The following is a 24960-nucleotide window of genomic DNA, read 5'->3' as shown; positions in this document are numbered from 1 at the left end:
CATTATGCCGGGCTATGCGTTACCTATCTAGGCAGCCGCAGGTAGCATGCGCTCACCTTGTTTATTGAGATGAATGATGGATCTGCTAGCGTTTGCCCTGAATATTCTGCTTGGCCTGGCGCTCGGCACTCTCGGCGGGCTGTTCGGTATTGGCGGCGGCCTGATCGCGATTCCGGCATTGGGTGTACTGTTCGGTCTCGATCAGCAGCTTGCCCAAGGCACGGCGCTGGTCATGGTGGTGCCCAACGTGCTGTTAGCGCTGTGGCGCTATCACCAGCGCAACCGTATCGACCTGCGCCACGCCCTGGCCCTGGCGCTGACGAGCTTCGTGTTCGCGCTGTTCGGCGCCAGCTGGGCGGTCAATCTGGACCCCGAGTCAATGCGCCTGGCGTTCGTGGCGTTCCTGGTTGCATTGGCGTTCTACAACCTGCTGCGCATGGTTCTGCGCCCGCCGGCTGCGTCGGGCCAGTTGCGTCATCCGTGGCCTTGGTTGACCGTGTTGGGCAGCGGCTCGGGCCTTCTGGGCGGCTTGTTCGGCGTCGGTGGTGCGGTGATCGCTACGCCGATTCTGACCAGCGTATTCGGTACTTCCCAGGTCGTCGCCCAGGGGCTTGCCCTGGCGTTGGCTGCGCCCAGCACCGGAGTGACCTTGGCCACCTACGCGCTGCATGACCATGTGCAATGGGCGCTGGCCATTCCGCTGGCCATCGGCGGGTTGCTCAGCATCAGCTGGGGTGTACGCCTGGCCCACGCCTTGCCCGAGCGCATGCTGCGCGTGTTGTTTACCGCCTTCCTGCTGGTGTGCGCGCTGATGCTCGGACTGAAGACCTGACACCCGACGAGTCTCGTCCGGGCCGCCGCCCATCGCAGCGGCATTGCGCTACAATGCGCGCCGAATTTGGTCCGCTCGAGAATTGCCCATGTCCGTTTATCAGACACCCATCATCGTCGCCCTGGATTTTCCGACCCGTGAGGCGGCACTTGCGCTGGCCGATCAGCTCGATCCGAAACTGTGCCGGGTCAAGGTGGGCAAGGAGCTGTTCACCAGCTGCGCGTCGGACATTGTCACCACGCTGCGTGAGCGAGGCTTCGAGGTCTTTCTCGACCTGAAATTCCACGATATCCCCAATACCACCGCCATGGCCGTGAAGGCCGCCGCGGAGATGGGCGTGTGGATGGTCAATGTGCATTGCTCCGGCGGCCTGCGCATGATGAGCGCCTGCCGTGAGGTGTTGAGCGCCTTCAACGGCCCGGTACCGCTGCTGATCGGCGTGACCGTGCTGACCAGCATGGAGCGCGAGGACCTGGCCGGTATCGGTCTGGACATCGAGCCCCAGGAGCAGGTGCTGCGCCTGGCCGCGCTGGCGCAGAAAGCTGGCATGGACGGCCTGGTCTGTTCTGCCCTCGAAGCACCGGCTCTCAAGGCCGCTCAACCTGGTTTGCAGCTGGTGACGCCCGGCATTCGCCCAGCCGGCAGCGCTCAGGACGATCAGCGCCGTATCCTCACCCCGCGCCAGGCCTTGGACGCCGGCTCCGACTACCTGGTGATCGGCCGTCCGATCAGTCAGGCCGCGGATCCGGCCGCCGCCCTGGCCAAGCTGGTCGCCGAGCTGGGTTGATCAGCCCTTCATTTTCGTGCGGCGCTCGCTGCCGCACCCGTTGCATTGCAGGTAACGCCTCATGAATTCCGTGGAACATTCGCCGCTGGGCAAGAGCAGCGAGTATATCGCCACTTATTCGCCCGAACTGCTGTTTCCTATTCCTCGTGCGACCAAGTGGGCCGAACTGGGCCTGAGCGCCGATACGCTGCCGTATAGCGGCGTGGATTACTGGAACTGCTTCGAGCTGTCCTGGCTGCTGCCATCCGGCAAACCGGTCGTGGCCATCGGCGAGTTCGCGATTCCCGCCGATTCGCCGAACATCATCGAGTCCAAGTCCTTCAAGCTGTACCTGAACTCGCTGAACCAGTCGGTGTTCGCCAGCGTGGCCGAATTGGTCGCTGTGCTGGAGAAAGACCTGTCGGCTACTGCGGGCAAGCCGGTGAGTGTGCGTGTGCGCAGCCTGGAAGAAGCCGCGCGCGAAGGGCTGAGCGCCTTGCCGGGCCTGTGCATCGACGAGCTGGACGTAAGCATCAGCAACTACGCCGCGCCGCAGCCCGAGCTGCTGCGCTGCGATCCGGCGCGCGTCGTCGAACAGAGCCTGCACAGCCACCTGCTCAAATCCAACTGCCCGGTAACCGGCCAGCCGGACTGGGGCAGTGTGGTGGTCGAGTGTCGTGGGGCAAAATTGGATCCGGCCAGCCTTTTGGCTTACCTTGTGAGCTTCCGCCAGCATGCGGATTTCCACGAACAGTGCGTGGAGAGGATCTTTCTGGATCTGCACAAGCTGCTGCAGCCGGAGTACCTGACCGTGTATGCGCGCTATGTGCGCCGCGGTGGCCTGGATATCAATCCGTACCGCACGACGTTGAAGGCGTTGTCGGCGAACCGGCGTCTGGTCCGGCAATAGGCGTTATCTGCCTGAATGGAAAGGCAAAAAAAAACCAGCCGTAAGGCTGGTTTTTTCGTTTCTGGCATCGGGTTCAGATACCCATGTTGGCCAGGGTCTGCATGATGTTGCGCAGGCTGCCGGCGAGCGTCGGGTGGCTGACTTCGAAACGCTCCACCGCCAGGTTGACGCCATCGACCAGCGAGGCATCGGGGGTGGACACCGGTTGTGCGGCGAGCTGCAGTTCGATGTCGCGGGCGAGCAGTTCCAGCGATTCGCGGTCCTCCTCGCTTTCCGGCGGATGTTCGACCAGTTGCTTGCGCAGCTCTTCCAGTTGCTGCTGCAGATGGTTCGCAGGCATGGGGCTCTCCCTTTCTTGATAGGCAAGACAATTGACCGTACGGCGCGACGAAAGGTCAGTACTTCGTATCCAGCCTAGCTCAATCGAAAGGTGCCGGGTCAGGGCTTTTCGCCCTTGCTGCGGCGGATCTGCAGGTGCTCGAGGCAGGCTGGCAGGTCGGTAAGCTGGTCGATCACCGAGTGCGCGCCGATGCGGTAAAGGGCCAGCGTTGCCTCGGCGCGCAAGCGGTCGCGTTGCGTGCCGTCAAGCAGTTGCCAGTCTGCCAGGGTATGGCCGGCCAGTGAGCCGCAGGCGGCCAGGCCGACCGTCCACAAGCCGGCATTCAGCCCCGCTTGTACCAGACGCGGCTCGCCGCTGACGAGCACGCAGCCTTCCAGGCGCTCGATCTGCAGCGCTGCGAGGGCCTGCCAGCAGGCATCCGGTGCCGGCCAGATGCGCTGGGTGCAAGTCGGGGAGGCCGCCAGCCAGTCGGGCAGGCGGGCGGCCAGTTTCTCGGTCAGGCTTTGCGGCAGCTCGTCCAGCCAGGCGCAGGGCACTTGCTGTTCATGCAGGCTGCGCAGGGTGCTGAGTGCGCCTGGTGTCGGCTCGGCGCAGCTATCCAGCTCCAGGCTACCGATTGGCTGGCGCGCAGGGTTGCCGCCTTCACGCACCAGTGTCAGGTGTCGCTGGGCATTTAGCGATGCGCTGCGGGCGCCGAAGTCCACCAGGCAGCCGGACAGGCCGAAGAGGATGGCCGTGAAGGGAGAAGTGGCGGCGCAGAACGCGGGCTGAGGCATGGGTGTCATTCCCTGGCGGTAATCGCGCCCACCATGGCAAGCCAATGTGACGATGGCGTGACAAGCCATTCCCCAGACATGCGGTAGCGTGAAGCGCGTCCCAGGCGCCACGGCGCTCTGCCTATTGCCTGCAGACGGCTTTATACTACGGCGCTGCCGCCTGACAGGCTGCGCCCATAGCCTAGGAGAAACATGATGCGTTTGATTGGACCCGATTGGATCGCGAGCCTTGGTCGGATGCTGGCCTGCGCCGGTCTGATGGCGCTGCCGTTGGCAGGCCAGGCGGCAACGGAAGACCCTTGGGAGTCAGTCAATCGTCCCATCTTCCGCTTCAATGATGCTGTCGACACCTACGCCCTCAAGCCCTTGGCTCAGGGTTATCGCAAGGTGACGCCGCAATTCGTCGAAACCGGTGTGCACAATGTGTTCCGCAACCTGTGGGAGGTCGGCAACCTGGCCAACAACCTGCTGCAGGGCAAGGTGCACGATGCGGGCGTTGATACCAGCCGTTTCCTGTTCAACACAACCCTTGGCGGTCTGGGCTTTTTCGACGTGGCTACTCGCATGGGCCTGCAGCGCAGCGACGAAGACTTTGGCCAGACCCTGGGCGTATGGGGCGTGGAAAGCGGCCCGTATCTGGTGCTGCCACTGCTCGGTCCGAGCTCGCTGCGCGATGCGCCGGCCAAGATTCCGGATAGCTTCCTGACGGTGTATCCCTATATCGACCATGTGCCGACGCGCAATGTGGTGCGCGGCGTCAACGTAGTCGATACCCGCGCCAGCCTGCTGGATGCCGAGCGCATGGTCAGCGGCGACAAGTACATCTTCATCCGCAACGCCTACCTGCAGAACCGCGAATTCCGCGTGCGTGACGGCGAGGTGGAGGATGATTTCTAGAAAACAGCTAGGTCGCTGTTGGTAGGACGAGGGTCGAACGGCCCGAGAGAGGCGTGATGGAGGTGGGCTCCATCACGTTACTGAATGTTTCAGTTCATCGAGGTCACGGCCAGTCCCAGCACTTGCCGGCCATCTTCCAGATCGGTTACGCGTACGACTTCCGCTTCGGTTTCCAGCCCCTTGAGTGAATCGTGAGTGGACGGAACCAGCACGCTTACCTTGTCGCCCACCTTCGCCTTGCACTGCGCTTCGAGCTGCATGCCGGTGCTCGAGAGGTCCCGGCACAGTGCCGGAACCGACTGGCCGTCGTGAGTCAGCGTCACCTGGGTTTCCAGGCGCATGCGAATGTAATCGCGCTTTTCCGTGTAATCACGATCATTCTGGCTCATCAAGCTATCCTCATTGAAGGTCGGGCTTTTGTTGCAGTTCTTATAACCCTCGGCCATTTAAGGTGTAAAGCCGCTCAGCGGCAACGGCGCCTGTTGAATCGCGCTGAGGATGGGAGTACCGTCTGCGCCTTGACGCGAACCGTGTACCCGCGCAGGTTGTTGGCTGCGTTTACGCTAACCATCCCCGGCGCAGTTTGCCTGGACACCCCATGCACAAAACCAGTGCCACGTTGCTGCTGATCGATGACGACGAAGTCGTGCGCGCCAGCATTGCAGCCTACTTGGAAGACAGCGGCTTCAACATCCTGCTGGCCAGCAACGGCCTGCAAGGTCTCGAAGTGTTCGAACGCGAGCGGCCCGATCTGGTGGTTTGCGACCTACGCATGCCGCAGGTTGATGGTCTCGAACTGATCCGCCGTATCAGCGCGCTGGAGTATTCCGCGCCAATCATCGTGGTCTCCGGCGCCGGCGTGATGACCGATGTGGTCGAGGCCCTGCGCCTCGGCGCTGCCGACTATCTGATCAAGCCTCTGGAAGACCTGGCCGTACTCGAACATTCGGTGCGCCGTGCGCTGGATCGGGTGCACCTGCGCCAGGAGAACGAGCGCTACCGCGAAAAGCTGGAAACCGCCAACCGCGAGCTGCAGGCCAGCCTGCACTTGTTGCAGGAAGACCAGAACGCTGGCCGCCAGGTGCAGATGAACATGCTGCCGGTCACGCCCTGGGAAGACGAGGGGCTGTCGTTCGCCCACCAAATCATTCCGTCGCTCTATCTCTCCGGTGACTTCGTCGATTACTTCCGGGTCGACGAGCGCCGTGTGGCTTTCTACCTGGCGGACGTATCCGGCCATGGCGCGTCGTCGGCCTTCGTCACCGTACTGCTCAAGTTCATGACCACGCGCCTGCTCTACGAGTCTCGGCGCAACGGCATGCTGCCCGAGTTCAAACCGTCGGACGTGCTCAGCCACATCAACCGTGGCCTGATCAACTGCAAGCTGGGCAAGCACGTGACTATGCTCGGCGGCGTTATCGATGAAGAATCCAACCGCTTGACTTACAGCATTGGTGGCCACTTGCCGCTGCCGGTGATGTACACCGGTGACAAGGCCTATTATCTGGAGGGTCGCGGCCTGCCGGTTGGCCTGTTCAAGGAGGCCGACTACAACGACCTGGAAATCGAGCTTCCCGAATCATTCAGCCTGACGTTGTTGTCCGACGGCATCCTCGACTTGCTCGACGGTGACAACCTTCAGGAAAAAGAAGCCCTGCTGCCCAAGCTGGTCAGCGAGGCAGGTGGAACCCTGGATGGGTTGCGTAGCGTGTTTGGACTGGCCAATCTGGCGGAGATGCCGGATGATATCGCCTTGCTGGTGTTAAGCAGGAACCTTGCATGAATCCTGGGATAAGCCCCGGTAGAATCCAGTTTGCCGAACAGGATGGCACCTTCGTCCTGAAGTTCATCGGCGAAGTGCGCCTGACCCTGTGTTCGGCTCTGGACGCCACAATCGAGAAGATCTTCACTGCGCTGAATTTCTCCGCCATCGTCATCGATCTGACGGAAACCCGCAGCATCGACAGCACCACCTTGGGGCTGCTGGCCAAACTCTCGATTCTGTCGCGCCAGAAGGTCGGTCTGTTGCCAACGGTGGTGACCACTCACGCCGACATCACCCGACTGCTGCAGTCCATGGGGTTCGATCAGGTGTTCAACATCATCGACCAGCCCTACGAGTGTCCGGATTGCCTGTCCGACCTGCCATCGCAGGATCAGTCGGAAGATGTGGTGCGTGCTCATGTGCTGGAAGCGCATCGCATCCTGATGGGCCTGAACGAGTCGAACCGTGCGGCCTTTCATGACCTGGTCAGCGCACTAGAACAGCACCCCTGAAGCCCGGCCATAAAAAAACGGGGCGCCGATAATATTGGCGCCCCGTTTTTCGTTGCGCAGGCTCAGCTGTTGGCAGTGAGCAGCTTTTCCAGTTTCTCCTGATCGCGAGCGAACCCGCGGATGCCCTCGGCGAGCTTTTCGGTGGCCATGGCGTCTTCGTTCATGTCCCAGCGGAACTGGCTCTCGCTGATCCGTGCTTCGCTCTGTCCGGAGACTTCGGTATTGAGCTTGCGTTCCAGCGGGCCATTATCGTCGGCCAGTTGCTGCAACAGCTCGGGGCTGATGGTCAGGCGGTCGCAACCGGCCAGTTGTTCGATCTGACCGACGTTGCGGAAGCTCGCGCCCATTACAACGGTCTTGTGGCCCTGGGCCTTGTAGTAGTCGTAGATGCGCGTCACCGACTGTACGCCGGGGTCTTCGCTGCCTACGTAGTCACGGCCTTCGGCCTTCTTGTACCAGTCGTAGATTCGGCCCACGAACGGCGAGATCAAGAACGCGCCGGCATCGGCGCAGGCGCGCGCCTGGGCGAACGAGAACAGCAGGGTCAGGTTGGTCTGTACGCCGGACTTTTCCAGCTGCTCGGCGGCACGAATGCCTTCCCAGGTCGAGGCGATCTTGATCAGGATACGCTCGCGGCTCACGCCGGCTTCTTCGTATAGCTCAACCAAGCGTTTGGCGCGGCTCAGAGTGGCCTGGGTGTCAAAGGACAGACGGGCATCCACCTCGGTGGAAATACGGCCGGGAATCACCTGAAGGATTTCTCGACCCACGGTCACGCCAAAGCGGTCGCTGGCCAGGTCGACGTCGCCCTTGCTCGCCGCCACCGCCTGCTTGAGCAGCTCGGCGTAGCGGGGCAGTGCGGCGGCCTTGAGCAGTAGTGAGGGGTTGGTGGTGGCATCCACCGGCTTGAGACGGGCGATGGCGTCGATGTCGCCGGTGTCGGCAACCACGGTGGTGAACTGCTTGAGTTGATCCAGCTTGGAGGTCATGGCACGGCCTTGTCGATTCGGGTGCCAAGACCTTACCTGAGCCTCAGTTGGCGCTCAACTGCTGGCAAGGCCGCCGAGTGGCCATAGAAGCTCAACGGCCCTGCAGGATGTCGGCCGCCTGGTCGAAAATGGCCAGTGGCTGATCGCTCTTGTGGATGTCCGCCGACAGCAGCTGACGGAAGCGCCGAGCGCCCGGGAAGCCTTGAGCCAGGCCGAGCATATGGCGTGTGACATGGTGCATCAGGCCACCGGCGGCCATGTGTCGCTCGATATAGGGGCGCATCGCGAGCATCGCCGCATGGCGGCTGACCGGCACACGCTCGCTGCCGAATAGTTGCTGGTCGACCTCTGCCAGCAGGTACGGGTTGTGGTAAGCCTCGCGGCCGAGCATCACGCCGTCAAAGGTCTGCAGGTGCTCCTGACAGGCGTCGAGGGTCTTGATGCCGCCGTTGAGGATCAGCTCCAGATTCGGGAAGTCCTGCTTGAGCTGGGCGGCGATGTCATAGCGCAGCGGCGGAATCTCACGGTTTTCCTTGGGAGACAGTCCCGACAGGATGGCGATTCGCGCATGCACGGTGAAACTGCCGCAGCCGGCATCCCGCACCTGGCCGACGAAGTCGCGGAGCTCTGCGTAGCTGTCGCGCCCGTCGATGCCGATGCGGTGCTTGACGGTCACCGGAATGCTCACTGCGTCACGCATTGCCTTGACGCACTCCGCTACCAACGCCGGGTGGGCCATCAGACAGGCGCCGATCATGTTGTTCTGCACCCGATCGCTGGGGCAGCCGACATTGAGGTTAACCTCGTCGTACCCCGCCTGCTCGGCAATGCGTGCGCAGGCCGCTAGATCCGCCGGGTTGCTACCGCCCAGTTGCAGCGCCACGGGGTGCTCGCTCTGGTCGTAATGCAGAAAACGCGCGGTATCTCCATGCAGCAGCGCCCCGGTGGTGACCATTTCCGTGTACAGCAGCGCATGCTGCGACAGCTGGCGCAGGAAGTAGCGGCAATGGTGATCAGTCCAGTCCATCATGGGCGCCACGGAGAAGCGACGGGAGAGGATTGGGCGTTCGGTGGCGGAGGCAGTTTGCAAGGGCATCTCGGGTATAGGGGTAATGATTCTGGCGGTTTGCTACAGGGCCGGAAGTGAAATCGTCAAGTAAGGTAAACGGGTTGATGCACCTAGGCCGGGGCATAGGTGTCGGGCGCGCAGTTTATCAGGAAAGCGATGCGGAGCAGCGTTGAACGACCATCAGCCTGGCCGGGTCGTAAGTAGCGAAATACCAGTGCCTCGATGACGACACTGGCTCAGGGCGGGACAGTCGGCAGGATATGGCGATGATCAATCAGGGCTTTTGGGGTATCGGTATAACCCAGTGGATCTATGTACTGGTGTTGGTGGCGTTGGGGGCGCGCATTCTCTACAAGTTCTTCACCTCCGCCAGTCGCAAGCCAAGTAAGAAAAATGACTCTGGCGACTCGGGCGGTTCCAGCAGCACCATGATCGATAACGACCACCGCGGCGGCAACTTTTGCGGAAGTGATGGCGGTGCAAGCGATTGTGGGGGCGGTGATGGCGGTGGGGATGGAGGCGGCGGGGGCGACTGAAATTATCTACCCCACATTTTGCTTACCCCTCCAATGAAGAATGGCAGCTTTGCTTTATATCGCCCTTTTCTGGCGGCGATTCAGCTCCTGATTTAATTCAAATCAGCCGCCAGCCATCCATCGTGCCAAGCCGTGACGTCCTTTAATGCCGAGCTTGCCAGTGGCGCGCTTGAGATAGCTTTCAACAGAACTGTTCTTGACCTGTAGACGCAATGCCAGCTCAGGAACCGTTTTACCTGATAGCAAACCTACGCAAACTTCTTGTTCTCGGGAAGAAAGTGGAATGCATTCCCGCTCAAGCTTTTTGCTGAAAGCACTATCCATAGAATGGACTGTATTGCTGGCTGATTTTTTCGACACTCCTGCACGAGTCAAATTACGTGAGTGCTGCTCTAGGAGTATCAAAAGCGTGTCCGAAAGCACCTTGAGTGCTGACATTTCTGACAATGAGAAGCTGCGCAAGCTTGCCTGGCGGTAGAAACAAATCATGCGCCGGAGATTCCCGGTGCGGGAGACCAAATTGCACTGATGAACAGGACCCTTTGAGTGGGAATCGCTAGGTCTCAATCTGCTTTGAATAAGAAGCGGATCCTTCATGTGCAGAATGCTCGGTAGTAAACCTTGCTCAAGTGCACCAGTACCGCATCCTCTATAAGCGACGCCTGCGGAGCCTATGGCAGTGACGTCTCGAATTTCGGCGCTCGATATATCTATTGTCAATTCGCTTATTTCTAGGCCATGAATGGGTACTACATCGCCAATCAGTTCCAGGACTCTGCTGGCGAAAGTGGGGCCGCCAGTACTCGCTACCACAAGAGCGAGGCGCTGGCAAAAGACTGGGTCGTCAGCTTCATCGGCGAATTTCGCACTAATCATGATGATTTCACAGTCCTCAAAAGTCCTCAGGCAGAGATGCTGGTGAGCTCCTAAAAAGGCTCAGACTAGATTCAAACTTCGTGAGGAGGTCCTGTCAAACGGTTACAAATAATTACTATTTCGGTTGCCCCGGTTTGAGGGGTCATGCATTACAAAAACGGCAATGTTTAATTCCCACTTAAATTTTGCCAAGAAGGACCTTGAGCCATGCCTGCCCGCGCTGTCGAACGCTTTCCGCTGAGTGCCGCTCAACAGGATGTCTGGCTCGACCAGATCAGCCATGGCGATTCTCCGCTCTATAACATCGGCGGCTACCTAAGACTGACAGGGGCTCTCGACATCAGCAGGCTGAGGCTGGCAGTTGAGCGCCTGGTGGCCGCTCACTCGGCGCTACGCACGGTGATAATGCCCATGGAAGAGGGCGATGGTTTACCGGTGCAATCCTTCGCAGCACCCACTTCGGTGGATATGGCGCTACATGATCTGAGTGCCGAGCCAGAGCCGTCACTTTCTGCACAGCGACTAGTCGATGCACAGATGCAACGCCCCTACCAGTTATACAGCAGCTCTCTGATAACTTTCTGTCTGATCCGTGTAGCCACAGAGGAGCATTGGCTGGCGATCCATGCCCATCATCTGATTCTCGACGGCTGGGGCTTCGGGCAGTTGGTCAAGGTGCTGGGCGAGCATTACACAGCGTTAGGCGAGGGTGTAGAAGTCGAGGATCAAGGTCTTTGCTACAGCGCGTTCATTGAGGATGACCTGCGTTATCGGCAATCTGCCCCGTTCATGCGCGACCAGAGCTACTGGCTTGACAAGTACCAGAGCCTCCCCGAGCCGGTACTTATAGCGCGCCATCGGCGGCCTGACGAGACAGCGGCAACGCCATCAAATACTTGGGTACAGGCGCTGCCCGCGGATCTGCACCTGCGAATGCAGGCGCTCGCACAACATCACCGATCCTCTGCCTTCCATGTACTACTTGCGGCAGCGCACATTTACTTCACTCGCACCCTGCAGCGTTCAGAGTGGGTGGTGGGTGTACCGCTACTCAACCGCAGCGGGGCGCGCGGCAAGGCGACTCTGGGGCATTTTGCGCAGGTGAGTGCGGTGCGTCTGCAAAGCTCTGAACATGACGATTTCGGCGGACTGATCGTAGCCATTCGAGACAGCCTCAAGCGTGACTTTCGCCATCAGCGTTTTCCCTTGAGCGAGCTCAATCGGCAGCTGGGACTGTCGCGCGAGGAGCGGTCGCAGTTGTTCGAGGTGTCGGTATCCTACGAGCAGGAAAATCATGACTACCGCTATGGCGATGCCCAAGCCAGCACGTTCAAGGTCTCCAATGGGCATGAAAGTACGCCCCTGGCCATCCATCTGCGCAGCAATGCCCTAACTGGTGCTACATGGTTACACCTGGTCTATAACCGTGCGTGGCTGGGGGATGAGGACGCTGCCGCAATTGGCGAGCGCCTGCTGCAGATTCTAGAGCAGGGGCTTGAAAACCCTGAGCGGATGATTGCCGATTTCAGCTTGTCAACACTGTCCGAGCAGCAGCTTATGGCAGGCTGGAACGCCACCGAGATGATCTCGTCGAGCGAGCCACTGATTCATCAACGCATCGAGCAACAGGCTCGTCAGCGCTCGGATGCCCTTGCAGCGGTACACCTCGACCAGCAGCTGACCTACGCGCAGCTCGAGCAGCGCGCCAATACCTTGGCTGTGCACTTGGTCGACTGTGGTGCCGGCCCCGAGACCCGTGTAGCGGTCGTTTGCCAGCGCGGGCTGGATACCCTCGTGGGGCTGCTGGCGGTGCTCAAGGCAGGTGCCGCCTATGTGCCGGTCGATCCGGCGCACCCGCAGGAGCGCCTGGCCTATCTGCTCGACGACAGCGCTCCGGCCGTGGTGCTGACCCATACCACCCTGGTCGACCGCCTGCCGCCGCTGACGGCGCCGTTGGTCGCGTTGGACACCTTCGCGTTCGAGGCAGCGAGTGGTGTCACGGCGCCGCTGAGCGAACTGGGCGGCGACAATCTGGCGTATGTCATCTACACCTCGGGTTCGACCGGCCAACCGAAAGGGGTGATGGTCGAGCACCGCATGCTCGCCAACCTGGTGGACTGGCACTGCACTGCCTTCGATGTGCAGCCGGGTACCCAGACCTCCTGTCTGGCCGGCTTCGGCTTCGATGCCATGGCCTGGGAAGTCTGGCCGACCCTGTGTGCCGGCGGCACCCTGCACCTGGCCCCGGTGCAGGAGGGCGGCGACGATGTCGAAGCACTGCTGGACTGGTGGCGAGCCCAACCGCTAGAGGTCAGTTTTCTGCCCACACCGGTGGCGGAGTACGCCTTTGGCCACGCGCAGGAGCACCCGACCTTGCGCACCCTGCTGATTGGCGGTGACCGCCTGCGTCAGTTCAGCCAGGCGCGTCGCTATCAGGTGATCAACAACTACGGCCCGACCGAAACCACCGTGGTCGCCACCTCCGGTGTGGTGCAGCCTGATACCTGTCTGCACATCGGCGGGCCGATCGGCAATACCCAGGTTCACGTGCTGGACGCCCATCTGCGATCAGTACCGGTCGGCGTGGTCGGTGAGTTGTACATCGGCGGGGCAGGGGTCGCGCGCGGTTACCTGAACCGGCCAGAGCTTACCGCCGAACGCTTTATCGACGACCCGTTCAGTAGCCTGCCCGGTGCTCGCCTGTACCGCAGTGGCGACCAGGTGCGTTGGAACGCCGATGGCACCCTGGAATACCTGGGCCGTAACGATGATCAGGTGAAGATTCGCGGCATGCGCATCGAGCCGGGCGAGATCGAGGTGGCCATCGCGGCCTGGCCGGGGGTCAAGGACGCTGTGGTGCTGGTGCGTGACGAGCACCTGGTGGCATGGTTCACCGAGTCGGCGGCTGTCGATATCGGCCAGTTGCGCGAGGCGCTGCGCGCGCAGTTGCCGGCTTACATGGTGCCGCGTGCCTTCGTGCGCCTGGAGCAGTGGCCACTGACGCGCAATGGCAAGCTCGACCGTCGAGCGCTGCCTGTTCCGGATAGCGCTAGCTTGGCTCTCAGCGCTTACCAGGCTCCGCAGGGTGGCGTGGAAACCCGCATGGCGGAAATCTGGGCCGAGGTGCTGGGCACCGAACGGGTCGGGCGGCAGGACAACTTCTTCGAACTGGGCGGCCATTCGCTGCTGGCCATCGAGCTGGTCAAGCGCCTGCGCAGCGCTGGCCTGGAAGCCGATGTGCACACCCTGCTCAGCCACCCGACCGTGGCCGCGCTAGCCGCCAGCGAGCGGCGCGCTGCGGCGCTCAATATTCCGGCCAACCGTATTCCGGACGGTTGCACGCACATCACTCCGGAGCTGCTGAGCCTGACCCGATTGAGCCAGGCTGAGATCGATGTCATCGTCGCTGGTGTACCGGGTGGCGCGGGTAATGTCCAGGACATCTACCCGCTGACACCGCTGCAGGAGGGCATTCTCTATCACCACCTGAGTGCCGGGCAGGGCGATCCCTATCTGCTGCAGTGGCGTCTGACTTTCGACTCGCTAGCGCGATTGCAGGCTTGGGCGGCGGCGTTGCAGCAGGTGATCGAACGGCATGACATCCTGCGCACCGCGCTGGTCTGGGAGGGCCTGGAGACTCCCCATCAGGTGGTATGGCGCCAGGCGCCGCTGTCGGTGCAGGCCATCAGTCTCGATCCGAGCGACACCCAGGGTTCGACCCTCGAACGCCTGCAGCGCCAGTTCGATGCCCGGCACCATCGCCTCGACCTGACCCAGGCCCCGCTGATTCGCCTGGTGCATGCCCGCCAACCGGACAGCGATGAAATCGTGGCGATCATCCTGTTCCACCATCTGGTGCTGGACAACAGCGCCATGGAAATCGTCAGCCGTGAGATGGCCGCCGTTCTCGAAGGCCGCCTGGCCGAGCTGGCAGCGCCGCTGCCATACCGCGACTACGTGGCCCAGGTGCGTCTGGCTGGATACGATACGCGGCACACCGCGTTCTTCAGCGAAATGCTTGGCGATGTCGACGAGCCGACGCTGCCCTTTGGCCTGCAGGAGGTCGCAGCGGATGGCAGTGCCGTCGAAGAGAGCCGCCGCGCGCTGAGCGGCGAACTCGCCCGGCGGGTGCGTGAGCAGGCCAGGCGCGCCGGCGTGAGTGCGGCGAGCCTGTTGCACGTGGCCTGGGCGCGGGTGCTGAGCACCCTGGCCAATCGCAGCGATGTGGTGTTCGGCACCGTACTGCTGGGCCGCATGGGGGCGGATGATGGCGACCGCTCGCTAGGGGTGTTCATCAACACCTTGCCGTTGCGTGTCGCAACCACCTTGAATACCCGTAGTGCGGTACAGGCTGTACACGCCCAGCTGTCGGCGCTGATTGCCCACGAACAGGCTTCGCTGGTGCTCGCTCAGCGCTGCAGTGGCGTGCCGGCCGGCGCACCCTTGTTCAGCGCCTTGCTCAATTACCGGCACAGCGCGGCTGTGAAACCTCGCGAAGGCCAGGGCCTGTGGCAGGGCGTGCGGGTGCTGGGCGGCGACGTGCGCAGCAACTACCCGCTGACCCTCAGCGTCGACGACCTCGGTGAAGGATTCGACCTGCACGTACTGGCCCAGCAAGGCCTGGGCGCGCAGCGCATCGTCGGCTGGGTGGAGCATTGCCTGGAGCAATTGGTTCAGGCTCTGGCCTCAGCGCCGGCCACCGGCCTGCAGCAACTGCAGATGCTCAGCGTCAACGAGCGTCGCCAACTTCTGGAGGCCGGACGCACCGAAGTGCAAGCGTTCCCCCAGCATGCCACGGTGCAAGCCCTGGTCGAGGCGCAGGCGCGGGCGTATCCCGACGCTGCTGCACTTATCCAGGCAGGGCAGGTGCTCAGCTACGCCGAACTCAATACCCAGGCCAACCGCCTGGCTCATCACCTGATCGCCCTTGGAATCACGCCGGAACAGCGTGTCGCGCTGTGCCTGCAGCGCGGCCTGCAGCGCGTGGTCGCCATGCTCGCGGTGCTCAAGGCCGGCGCCGCCTATGTGCCGGTTGACCCGGCCTATCCGGCTGAGCGCATTGCCTACCTGCTGGCCGACAGCGACCCACGCGTGGTGCTGACCGAGGCCGCTACAGAGGCGTTGGCCGCTGGCCGACCGCTCCTGAATATCGATTCGCCGGTCTGGCGCCAGGCCAGCGAGAGCAATCCGCAGGTGCCTGGCCTGACAGCGAACAACCTGGCTTATGTGATCTACACCTCCGGCTCCACCGGGCAGCCGAAGGGCGTGATGGTCGAACACCACACCCTGGAGAACCTGGTGCATTGGCATTGCCAGGCCTTCGCCCTGGCAGCGGGCAGCCATACCAGCAGCGTTGCCGGCTTCGGCTTCGACGCCATGGCCTGGGAAGTCTGGCCTGCCTTGTGCAGTGGTGCGGTGTTGCACCTGCCGCCAGCCGAGGTGAGCAACGAACATGTCGATGAACTGCTCGACTGGTGGCTGGAGCAGCCGCTGCAGGTCAGCTTCCTGCCGACCCCGGTAGCCGAGCAGGCGCTGCGCCGCCCACGTCAGCACCCGACGTTACGCACCCTGCTGGTCGGTGGCGACCGCCTGCGCCAGTTCGACCGCGACCCGGGCTTCACGGTGGTCAACAACTACGGGCCTACCGAGACCACGGTGGTCGCCACTTCCGGCGAACTGCGTCCGGGCGGGGCTCTGCACATTGGCCGAGCCATCGCCAACACCTGTGTGTACGTGCTCGACGAACAGTGCCAGCCGGTGCCCGAGGGCGTGGCCGGTGAGCTGTACATCGGCGGAGCAGGGGTGGCCCGTGGCTATCTGAATGCCCCAACGCTGACTGAGGCGCGCTTCCTGGCCGATCCGTTCAGCGACAGCCCCGGTGCGCGTATGTACCGCAGTGGCGATCTGGTGCGCTGGAACGCCGATGGCACACTGGACTACCTGGGTCGCAACGACGACCAGGTGAAGATCCGTGGCATGCGCATCGAACTGGGAGAAATTGAAGCGGCCCTGGTCAGCCTCGACGAGGTACAGAGCGCTGTGGTGCTGGTTCGCGATCAACGCCTGCTGGCTTGGTTCACGGCGGCTGCCGAGGTGTCTGGCGAGGCCCTGCGTGACGCTTTGCAGGTGCGCTTGCCGGCGCATATGGTGCCTCTGGCATTCACCCGCCTGGACAGCATGCCGCTGACCGCACATGGCAAGCTCGACCGCCGTGCATTGCCTGACCCGGATCGCGATGCCCTGGTCAGCCGTGTCTACGAGGCACCACAGGGCGAGGTGGAAGAACGTATCGCCGCACTCTGGGCCCAGGTGCTGGACGTGGAGAAGGTCGGCCGCCAGGACAACTTCTTCGAACTCGGCGGCCATTCGCTGCTCGCCGTGACTCTGGTCGAGCGCCTGCGCAGTGCCGGCCTGCCGGTCGATGTGCGGGTGCTGCTCGGCCAGCCCACCGTCGCCGCACTGGCGGCCTCGGTCGGCAGTGGCCGTGATATCCAGGTGCCGAGCAGTCGGGTACCGGAAGGCTGCACGCGCATCACTCCAGAGCTGCTGAGCCTTACCCAACTCGACCAGGCGAGCATCGACCGTATCGTCGCCGGTGTGCCCGGTGGGGCCGCCAACGTGCAGGAAATCTATCCGCTGGCGCCGCTGCAGGAGGGCATTCTCTATCACCACCTGACCAGTGAGCAGGCAGACCCTTACCTGCTGCAACTGCACATGAACATCGACAGCCGCCAGCGCCTGGAGGCCGTCGTCGAGGCCTTGCGCAAAGTCATCGCCCGGCACGACAGCCTGCGTACGGCGGTGGTTTGGGACGGTCTGACCACGCCGCAGCAGGTGGTCTGGCGCCACGCCGAACTGTGCGTCGAGGAAGTGGCGGTGCTGGCTCGGGACAGCCAAGCCGCTCCGTCACGCATGGATCTGACCCAGGCGCCGCTGCTGCGCCTGGAGTTCTGCCAGCGATCCGATGGGGAAGGGCTGACGGCCACCTTGCTGTTCCACCATATCGTGCTGGATGCCACCGCCCTGGAGGTGATGCGCGAGGAAATGCTCGCCCACCTGCGCGGCGATGCGCCGCCGACGCAGCCGGCCGTGCCGTATCGCAATTACGTGGCGCATGCACGCCTGGGCATGAGCGAGGCGGAACACGAAGCCTATTTCCGTGAGCAACTGGGTGATATCGAACAGCCGACGCTGCCGTTCGACCTGCACGATGTACAAAGCGGCGAGCACCCGCTGGAAGAAGCCTGGCACCGCCTGCCTGACGCGCTGTTGCGGCGCCTGCGCAGCCAGGCCCGGCAACTGGGCGTCAGCCTTGCCAGCCTGTTGCATCTGGCCTGGGGCCGAGTGCTGGGTGCGGCCACCGGCAACGGCCAGGTGGTGTTCGGAACCGTGCTACTTGGGCGCTTGCAGGGCGGCGAGGGGGCCGACCGCGGCTTGGGCATGTTCATCAACACCTTGCCGCTGCGGGTGGATCTCGACGGCGTTGGCGTGCGCGACGCTGCGCGTGCCACTCATGCGCGGCTGGCCCAGTTGCAGGCCCACGAACATGCCTCGCTGGCTCAAGCGCAGCGTTGCAGCGCGGTATCCGCTGCGCTGCCGTTGTTCAGCGCGATCCTCAACTACCGCCATGCCGCTGGCCAGGCGCGCCAGGATGCTCAGCGCGATGCCTGGCGTGGCCTGGAAATCCTCGACAGCGACAACCACACCAATTACCCGCTGAGTCTGAACGTCGACGACCTCGGCGAACGCTTGCGCGTAGGTGTTACCGCACCGCAAAGCGTCGGCGCACAGCGAGTAGGCGAGCAATTGCTGGAGGTGCTGGAAGGGCTGGTCAATGCGCTGGAAAGCCAGCCGGAGTTGTTGCTGCAGCGCGTGCACGTTTTGCCTGCCTCGCAGCGCAAACGTTTGCTAGTTGATTTTAACGACTCAGCGCTGCCGTTCGATGAGCATGAAACGCTGCATTCACTGTTCGAAGCGCAGGCCCGCCGCATGCCGGATGCCATGGCCGTGCTCAGCGAGCACGAACAGCTCAGTTACCGGCAGCTCAACGAGCGCGCCAACCGCCTGGCTCACCATCTGCTCGCGCTGGGGGTGAAACCAGATGATCGTGTGGCGCTGTGCGTCGAGCGCGGCGTATCGCTGGTGGTCGGCCTGCTGGCGATTCTCAAGGCCGGTGGCGCCTACGTGCCGCTCGACCCGAGCTACCCGCGCGAGCGCTTGCATTACATGCTCGAAGACAGCGCGCCTACGGCGTTGCTGGTTCAGGCTGGCACTCGTACGCTGCTCGACCAGCCGGGCATCCCTTGCATCGACGTGGATGCCGACGAGCACGGGCAACAGGCCGCGCACGACCCGCAGTTGCCTGGCCTGGAGGCGAGCAACCTCGCCTATGTGATCTACACCTCCGGTTCCACCGGGCGACCCAAGGGGGTGATGGTCGAGCACCGCAACGTGGTCAACCTCGTGCACTGGAGCGCCCGGCAGTTCCCGCAGGGTGAGCAGGGCCGCGTGCTGCACAAGACCCCGATCAGCTTCGACGCCTCCGTGTGGGAGCTGTTCTGGCCACTGTGCAGCGGCCTGCCTTTGCTGCTGGCGCGCCCCGACGGGCAGCGTGACCCGGCCTACCTGGCGCAGTTGATCCGTGAATGGCGGGTCAGTGTGGTGCAGTTCGTGCCGGTGCTGCTGCAGCATTTCCTCGAGCTGCCGCAAAGCGCGGCCTGTGACAGCCTGACCGATATCGTCTGCGGCGGCGGCGAACTGACCCCGGCGCTGGCCAGCCTGCTGCGCCAGCGTCTGCCCAAGGTGCGCCTGCACAACGTCTATGGCCCGACTGAAACCACCGTCGACTGCAGCGTCTGGACGCTGGCCCCGGATCAGCCGGTGCCCGAGCGCTTCCTGCCGATCGGCGGGCCGGTAGCCAACACCCATCTGTATGTGCTCGATGCCCACGACCAGCCCGTGCCGCAAGGTGTTGTCGGCCAGTTGCATATCGGCGGCGCAGGCGTCACCCGTGGCTATCGCAACCTGCCAGAGGCCCAGGCCGAGCGCTTCATCGCCAGCCCGTTCGTGGCCGGTGAGCGGCTGTACCGCAGCGGTGACCTGGTGCGCCAGCATGCCGACGGCAGCCTGGAGTTCCTCGGCCGCAACGATGACCAGGTCAAGCTGCATGGCCTGCGCATCGAGTTGGGCGAAATCCAGGCGGCGCTGGCGCAGTGCGACGGTGTCGAGGACGCCGTGGTCATGGTGCGTGACGACGGCCCGGGCGGGCAGCGCCTGGTGAGCTATTACACCGGCACGCCGAGCGGCGCCGAGGTGTTGCGCGAGGCGCTGCGCAACCGGCTGCCGGACTACATGCTGCCGGCGTTCTACCTGCACCTGCAGAGCCTGCCGCTGAGCCCCAACGGCAAACTCGACCGTCAGGCCCTGCCGGCACCTAGCAGCGAGGCTTTGCCCGCGCGTATTCACGAAGCCCCGCAGGGCGAGCTGGAAGAGCTGCTCGCCGACCTGTGGCGCGAGCTGCTCGGCGTCGAGGCGGTGAGCCGACATGACAATTTCTTCGAACTGGGCGGACATTCGCTGTTGGCCATCAGCCTGACTGCGCGCCTGCGGCAGGAAGGTATCGAGGCCGACGTTCGCGCCCTGTTCGAGCAACCGACACTGGCCGGTTATGCCGCCATCACAGAGAGCATGGAGATTATCCTGTGAGCATCAACGAGCTTCTGGCGACACTCAAGGCACTGGACATCCAGCTGGCCGTCAAAGATGGGCAACTGGCCGTGCAGGGCAATCGCCGCGCGCTCAGCGACAACGGTTTGGTGGAGCACCTGCGTACGCACAAGGCGGGGCTCATCGAGCTGCTTGAGCAGGGCCTGTACCGTAACGAAAAGCGCGGCCAGCCGACGCTACCGGCCAATGGTATCGCCGCCGGTTGCACACGCATTACCCCCGACATGCTGACCCTGGTGACACTCGACCAGGAGGCCATCGACGCGGTGGTCGAGCAGATCCCCGGTGGCGCCGCCAACGTGCAGGACATCTATCCGCTGGCGCCGTTGCAGGAAGGCATCCTCTACCACCACGTCAGTGCCAACGGTCGCGATCCCTATGTGATGCGCGTGGACTTTGCCGTAGCCGACGCGCAGCGTCTGGAGGCTTTTGTGCAGGCCTTGCGGACGGTCATCGACCGGCATGACATCCTGCGCACCTCGGTACATTGGCAGGGTCTGGAGCGGCCGCTACAGGTGGTCTGGCGCCATGCCCGGCTGAGCGTCGAAGAGCGCGCCAGCGGCCTCGATGCCGAGGTATCACCATGGCTGGATCTGACCCAGGCGCCGCTGCTGCGGCTGGTGTGCGGCAGCACTGTCGATGGCCGGGTGCAAGCCAGCCTGCTGTACCACCATATCGCCCTCGACCACAGTGCGCTGGAGGTGGTGCGTCATGAAGTCCATGCCTGCTTGCAGGGCCTTGGGGCGAGCCTGGGCACGCCGGTGCCGTTTCGCAACTATGTCGGGCAGGCACTGCTGGGCGTCAGTGAGGCCGAGCATGAGGCGTTCTTCCGCGGCATGCTGGGCGACATCGTGGAGCCGACTCTGGCCTACGACCTGCAGGATCTGAGCGGCGACGGCGAACAGACCCGCGAGCACAGTATCACCCTGGATACGGCGCTGAGCCTGCGCCTGCGGGCCCAGGCCCGTAGCCTCGGGGTGAGTGTCGCCAGCCTGTTCCACCTGGGCTGGGGGCACGTGCTGGCGGGGCTGACCGGGCGTCAGCGCGTGGTCTTCGGCACCGTGCTGATGGGCCGCCTGCTGGGCGCCGAGGCCACCGAGCGGGCCCTGGGCATCTTCATCAACACCCTGCCGCTGTGCCTGAACCTGGAAGCCCAGGACATGGTGGCGGCGATCCGCACCACGCACCAGCGCCTGACCACGCTGATGCGCCACGAGCATGCCCCGCTGGCTCTGGCGCAGCGTTGCAGCGGCGTGGCCGCGCCGACGCCGCTGTTCAACGCGCTGCTCAACTACCGGCACAGCTCGGCCGAGCATGGCAGCGGTGAACTGTGGCAAGGCATCGAAGTGCTGCAGGCCACCGAGCGCAGCAACTACCCGCTGGTGATGAGCGTCGACGACCTGGGCGAAGCCTTTGCCTTTACCGCGCAAACGATTGCGGGCGTCGACCCGCTGCGCACCTGCCTGTACCTGCAGCGCGCCATGCAGCAGATGCTCGATGCACTGGAGCAGGCGCCCGCGGCAAGCTGCGCTCGGCTCGATATCCTGCCGGACGACGAGCGTATCCAGCTGCTGCAGGACTTCGCCGGTTCGCGCAGTGCCTATGAAAGCCTGCACACCGTGCACTGGCGTATCGAACGCCAGGCCCTCGAACGCCCCGACGCCATCGCTGCCCAGGTGGGTGAAGCAGCCCTCAGCTATGGCGAACTGAACGCCCGCGCCAACGGCCTGGCCCATCGCCTGATCGAGCTGGGCGTACGCCCGGACGAGCGCGTGGCGGTGCTCGCCCGTCGCGGCCTGGATACCCTGGTTGGCCTGCTGGCGGTGCTCAAGGCCGGCGCTGGCTACGTGCCGATCGATCCAGCGCACCCGGACGAGCGCATCGCCTACCTCTTGAGCGACAGCGCCCCGGTGGTGGTGCTCAGCCAGCAGGATCTGCTCGAGCGCGTACCAACCATGAGTGCACCGCTGTTGCTGCTCGACCAGCCAAGCTGGAGCGCCCACGAGGACAATCCGCAGATGGCGGGTCTCAATGCCCGTCACCTGGCCTACGTGATCTACACCTCCGGCTCCACCGGCCAGCCGAAAGGCGTGATGGTCGAGCACCAGAGCCTCAACCATCTGGTGGATTGGCACTGCCAGGCCTTCGACCTGGGCGCTGGTAGCCACACCGCCAGCGTGGCGGGTTTCGGTTTCGACGCCATGGCCTGGGAAGTCTGGCCGGCGCTGTGCGCCGGGGCGACCCTGCACCTGCCACCGGCACATATCGGCAACGAACAACTGGATGCCTTGCTCGACTGGTGGCAGGCCCAGCCGCTGCAGGTAGCCTTCTTGCCCACGCCGGTGGCCGAGTACGCCTTCAGTCGTGAACTGAAACACCCGACGCTGCGCACCCTGCTGATCGGCGGTGATCGCCTGCGCCAGTTCCCGCGTGATCCGGGCTTTGCTGTGGTGAACAACTACGGGCCGACCGAAACCACGGTAGTGGCCAGCTCTGGACGGCTGTGGCCGGAAGGGCGCCTGGACATCGGCAAACCAATCGCCAACACCCGCCTGTACCTGCTCGACGAGCACCAGCAACTGGTGCCCTGTGGCGTGGCGGGTGAGCTGTACATCGGCGGTGAGGGCGTCGCGCGCGGTTACCTGAACCGCGCCGACCTGACCGCCGAACGTTTCCTCGATGACCCATTCGTGGCCCAACCGGGCGCGCGGATGTACCGCACCGGCGATTTGGCACGTTGGAACGCCGACGGCACCTTGGACTACCTGGGGCGCAACGATGATCAGGTGAAGATCCGCGGCATGCGCATCGAGCTGGGCGAGATCGAAAGCCAGCTCGGCCAGGTGCCGGGGGTCGAAGAAGCGCTGGTGCTGGCCCGTGAAGACATGCCCGGCCAGCCACGCCTGGTGGCCTATTTCACCGGGCCGCAGGCGCTGTCGGCTAGTGGCCTGCGCAGTGCCTTGTTGGCGCGGCTGCCGGGCTACATGGTGCCGAGTGCGTTCGTGCACCTAGAGTCCTGGCCGCTTACCGCCAACGGCAAAGTCGACCGCTGTGCGTTGCCTGCGCCAGATCGCGAAGCCCTTCCGGAGCGCGCATTCGAAGCGCCGCAGGGCGAGTTGGAAAGCACCCTGGCGGCAATCTGGTGCGAGCTGCTGCAGCTCGAGCGGGTGGGGCGGCATGACGACTTCTTCGAACTGGGCGGTCACTCGTTGCTGGCCATGCGCCTGGTGGCCCAGGTCGGCCAGCGCTTGCAACGGGTTTTGAGCCTCGCCGACCTGTTCGCTGACGGCAGCCTGGCGGCTGTCGCCCAATGCCTGGAAGGTGCGACTCCCGATCATCTGCCGGCCATCGAGGCGGCGCCGCGCAGCGGGCCACTGCCGTTATCCGCCGCGCAGCAGCGCATCTGGTTCATGGCGCAGATGGGCGATGCCAACAGCGCCTATAACATTCCGCTGGGCCTTTGCCTCAACGGCGAGCTGGACAGCCGCGCGCTGCGCCTGGCTCTGGAGCGTATCGTCGAGCGTCACGAGGCGCTGCGCAGCCTGTTCGTCGAACACGATGGTGAGGCCCGCGTCGCACTGACCCCGGCCAGCATGCGGCCGGATTTCTGCTGGCAGGATCTGCGTGGCCAGGACAGCCAAGCGGTACGCGAGGTGATCCGCGCCGAAGCGGCCCAAGCCTTCGACCTGCAGCAGGAGCTACCGATTCGCGGGCGCCTGCTGTGCCTGGCCGAAGACCGCCACATCCTGCTGCTGACCCTGCATCACATCGTTGCCGACGGCTGGTCGCTGGGCGTACTCACCACCGAGCTGAGCGCCCTGTACCAGGCGTTCAGCCAGGGCCAGGCCGATCCGCTACCCGCGCTGGTAGTGCAGTACGGCGACTACGCCCTGTGGCAACGCCAGTGGCTCGACGCACAGAGCCTCAACGCGCAGGCCGATTACTGGCAGCGCACCCTGGACGGTGCGCCGATGCTGCTCAGTCTGCCGACCGACCGGCCGCGCCCGGAGCGCCAGGACTACAGCGGCGCCACCGTGGCTCTGCCGCTGGATGCGCCACTGTGCGCCGAGCTGCGCGCCAGCGCCCAGCGCCATGGCGTCACCCCGTTCATGCTGTTCATGAGCGCCTGGGCGGTGCTGTTGGCGCGTTTGTCCGGCCAGCATGAAGTGGTGATCGGCATGCCGGTGGCCAACCGCCGGCGTGCCGAGATCGAAGGGCTGATCGGCCTGTTCGTCAACACCCTGGCCGTACGCGTCGACACCAGCGGTGCGCCCGACGTCGCCACCTTGCTGGCTCGGGTGAAAAACCGGGTAATCGAAGCTCAGGCCAACCAGGATCTGCCGTTCGAGCAGGTGGTGGAGCATGTGCGGCCGCCGCGCAGCCTGGCCCACAGTCCGTTGTTCCAGGTTTCGCTGGCCTGGGATGGCAGCCAGGGTGCGCCCCTGCAACTAGGTGATCTGCAACTCGAAGCGCTGGGCGAACAGCCGACCTTCGCCAAGTTCGACCTGACCCTCAGCGTAAGCGATGGCGCCGAGGGCTTCACCTGCATGCTCGACTACGCCACCGCCCTGTTCGACTCGGCCACGGTCGAGCGCTACGCCGGTTATTTCAAGCAACTGCTACGCGGCATGGCAGCCGATGGCCAGGCAGTGCCCGAGCGTATCGAACTGCTGAGCGCGGCAGAGCGTCAGCGCCTGCTGTTCGAACTCAACGCCAACGATGCCAGCACACAGGTCGAGGAGCGTCTGCCTGCGCTGTTCGAGGCGCAGGTGGCACGCACTCCCGAAGCCATTGCGCTGGACGTCGACGCACGGCAACTGAGCTATCGCCAGCTCAACGAACAGGCCAACCGGCTGGCCCATTACCTGATCGGCCAGGGCGTGAGCGCCGATAGCCGCGTGGCGATCTGCGTGCAGCGCGGTGCCCAGCTGGTGGTCGGTCTGCTGGCGATTCTCAAGGCCGGCGG

General features: G+C 63.7%; 15 protein-coding genes (1 of these 15 running past the window's edge). 9 read left to right on the top strand and 6 right to left on the bottom strand.

All coding sequences use genetic code 11. From position 1 onward, the window contains the following. Nucleotides 1-76: 76 nt before the first annotated feature. The 3 genes from FB481_RS08385 (at nucleotide 77) to queF (ending at nucleotide 2508) form a co-directional block, all read left to right on the top strand. A complete protein-coding gene (locus FB481_RS08385; RefSeq protein WP_147175935.1) occupies nucleotides 77-832 on the top strand; it encodes a sulfite exporter TauE/SafE family protein in 756 nt (251 codons plus the stop codon). Between the two features lie 88 nt (nucleotides 833-920). Then, the gene (gene pyrF / locus FB481_RS08380; protein WP_147175933.1) at nucleotides 921-1619 is read left to right on the top strand and encodes an orotidine-5'-phosphate decarboxylase; all 699 of its coding nucleotides are present in this window, start codon (nucleotides 921-923) and stop codon (nucleotides 1617-1619) included. A gap of 61 nt (nucleotides 1620-1680) precedes the next feature. Continuing rightward, entirely contained in the window at nucleotides 1681-2508 is an 828-nt protein-coding gene (gene queF / locus FB481_RS08375) for an NADPH-dependent 7-cyano-7-deazaguanine reductase QueF (RefSeq protein ID WP_093505071.1), read from the top strand. A 73-nt stretch (nucleotides 2509-2581) separates the two neighbouring features. On the opposite strand, the gene FB481_RS08370 is transcribed toward queF, so the two are convergent. Both FB481_RS08370 and FB481_RS08365 read right to left on the bottom strand, forming a co-directional pair. Next, the gene (locus FB481_RS08370) at nucleotides 2582-2848 is read right to left on the bottom strand and encodes a DUF4404 family protein (RefSeq protein WP_093505069.1); all 267 of its coding nucleotides are present in this window, start codon (nucleotides 2846-2848) and stop codon (nucleotides 2582-2584) included. Nucleotides 2849-2946: 98 nt separating this feature from the next. Continuing rightward, a complete protein-coding gene (locus tag FB481_RS08365) occupies nucleotides 2947-3624 on the bottom strand; it encodes a phosphatase (RefSeq protein WP_093505067.1) in 678 nt (225 codons plus the stop codon). A 237-nt stretch (nucleotides 3625-3861) separates the two neighbouring features. Between FB481_RS08365 and FB481_RS08360 the strand changes: the two genes are divergently transcribed. Next, a complete protein-coding gene (locus tag FB481_RS08360; protein WP_372239558.1) occupies nucleotides 3862-4521 on the top strand; it encodes a VacJ family lipoprotein in 660 nt (219 codons plus the stop codon). A gap of 89 nt (nucleotides 4522-4610) precedes the next feature. Here FB481_RS08360 and FB481_RS08355 read toward each other — a convergent pair whose 3' ends face one another. Next, nucleotides 4611-4910 (bottom strand): PilZ domain-containing protein, encoded by a 300-nt coding sequence (locus FB481_RS08355; protein ID WP_093505123.1) that lies wholly within the window; start codon nucleotides 4908-4910, stop codon nucleotides 4611-4613. A 209-nt stretch (nucleotides 4911-5119) separates the two neighbouring features. On the opposite strand from FB481_RS08355, the gene rssB reads away from it, so the two are divergent. Both rssB and rssC read left to right on the top strand, forming a co-directional pair. Beyond that, nucleotides 5120-6304, top strand: a complete 1185-nt coding sequence (rssB, locus tag FB481_RS08350; RefSeq protein ID WP_093505063.1) for a two-component system response regulator RssB — start codon at nucleotides 5120-5122, stop codon at nucleotides 6302-6304. 8 nt (nucleotides 6305-6312) lie between these two features. Then, nucleotides 6313-6798, top strand: a complete 486-nt coding sequence (rssC, locus tag FB481_RS08345; protein ID WP_147176110.1) for an anti-sigma factor antagonist RssC — start codon at nucleotides 6313-6315, stop codon at nucleotides 6796-6798. Nucleotides 6799-6860: 62 nt separating this feature from the next. Here rssC and tal read toward each other — a convergent pair whose 3' ends face one another. Beyond that, nucleotides 6861-7787, bottom strand: a complete 927-nt coding sequence (gene tal / locus FB481_RS08340) for a transaldolase (RefSeq protein WP_147175931.1) — start codon at nucleotides 7785-7787, stop codon at nucleotides 6861-6863. A gap of 91 nt (nucleotides 7788-7878) precedes the next feature. Next, complete coding sequence (gene dusA / locus FB481_RS08335) at nucleotides 7879-8883, bottom strand: tRNA dihydrouridine(20/20a) synthase DusA (RefSeq protein WP_093505059.1); 1005 nt, start codon at nucleotides 8881-8883, stop codon at nucleotides 7879-7881. Nucleotides 8884-9122: 239 nt separating this feature from the next. Between dusA and FB481_RS23165 the strand changes: the two genes are divergently transcribed. After that, a complete protein-coding gene (locus FB481_RS23165; protein ID WP_093505057.1) occupies nucleotides 9123-9392 on the top strand; it encodes a hypothetical protein in 270 nt (89 codons plus the stop codon). Nucleotides 9393-9494: 102 nt separating this feature from the next. On the opposite strand, the gene FB481_RS23350 is transcribed toward FB481_RS23165, so the two are convergent. Beyond that, nucleotides 9495-9881 (bottom strand): helix-turn-helix transcriptional regulator, encoded by a 387-nt coding sequence (locus FB481_RS23350; protein WP_244154167.1) that lies wholly within the window; start codon nucleotides 9879-9881, stop codon nucleotides 9495-9497. A gap of 594 nt (nucleotides 9882-10475) precedes the next feature. On the opposite strand from FB481_RS23350, the gene FB481_RS08320 reads away from it, so the two are divergent. Next, entirely contained in the window at nucleotides 10476-19973 is a 9498-nt protein-coding gene (locus FB481_RS08320) for a non-ribosomal peptide synthetase (protein ID WP_147175927.1), read from the top strand. Continuing rightward, a protein-coding gene (locus tag FB481_RS08315) for a non-ribosomal peptide synthetase (protein ID WP_147175925.1) crosses the window boundary here: on the top strand, nucleotides 19970-24960 show its 5' portion. 12721 nt of this gene lie beyond the right edge of the window; the window shows 4991 of its 17712 coding nt (coding positions 1-4991); the start codon lies at nucleotides 19970-19972; its stop codon lies beyond the right edge, outside the window. Before FB481_RS08320 ends, FB481_RS08315 begins: the two co-directional genes overlap by 4 nt.

This window comes from Pseudomonas sp. AG1028 (genome assembly GCF_007993955.1).
Taxonomy (GTDB): Bacteria; Pseudomonadota; Gammaproteobacteria; order Pseudomonadales; family Pseudomonadaceae; genus Aquipseudomonas; species Aquipseudomonas straminea.
Note: the sequence above shows the minus strand (reverse complement) of the source record. Positions and strands in the feature narration are given on the sequence as shown.

Coding starts and splice junctions, on each gene's coding strand:
- FB481_RS08385 (WP_147175935.1), top strand. CDS start 77: ATGGATCTGCTAGCGTTTGCCCTGAATATTCTGCTTGGCCTGGCGCTC.
- pyrF (WP_147175933.1), top strand. CDS start 921: ATGTCCGTTTATCAGACACCCATCATCGTCGCCCTGGATTTTCCGACC.
- queF (WP_093505071.1), top strand. CDS start 1,681: ATGAATTCCGTGGAACATTCGCCGCTGGGCAAGAGCAGCGAGTATATC.
- FB481_RS08370 (WP_093505069.1), bottom strand. CDS start 2,848: ATGCCTGCGAACCATCTGCAGCAGCAACTGGAAGAGCTGCGCAAGCAA.
- FB481_RS08365 (WP_093505067.1), bottom strand. CDS start 3,624: ATGCCTCAGCCCGCGTTCTGCGCCGCCACTTCTCCCTTCACGGCCATC.
- FB481_RS08360 (WP_372239558.1), top strand. CDS start 3,862: ATGCTGGCCTGCGCCGGTCTGATGGCGCTGCCGTTGGCAGGCCAGGCG.
- FB481_RS08355 (WP_093505123.1), bottom strand. CDS start 4,910: ATGAGCCAGAATGATCGTGATTACACGGAAAAGCGCGATTACATTCGC.
- rssB (WP_093505063.1), top strand. CDS start 5,120: ATGCACAAAACCAGTGCCACGTTGCTGCTGATCGATGACGACGAAGTC.
- tal (WP_147175931.1), bottom strand. CDS start 7,787: ATGACCTCCAAGCTGGATCAACTCAAGCAGTTCACCACCGTGGTTGCC.
- dusA (WP_093505059.1), bottom strand. CDS start 8,883: ATGCCCTTGCAAACTGCCTCCGCCACCGAACGCCCAATCCTCTCCCGT.
- FB481_RS23165 (WP_093505057.1), top strand. CDS start 9,123: ATGATCAATCAGGGCTTTTGGGGTATCGGTATAACCCAGTGGATCTAT.
- FB481_RS23350 (WP_244154167.1), bottom strand. CDS start 9,881: ATGATTTGTTTCTACCGCCAGGCAAGCTTGCGCAGCTTCTCATTGTCA.
- FB481_RS08320 (WP_147175927.1), top strand. CDS start 10,476: ATGCCTGCCCGCGCTGTCGAACGCTTTCCGCTGAGTGCCGCTCAACAG.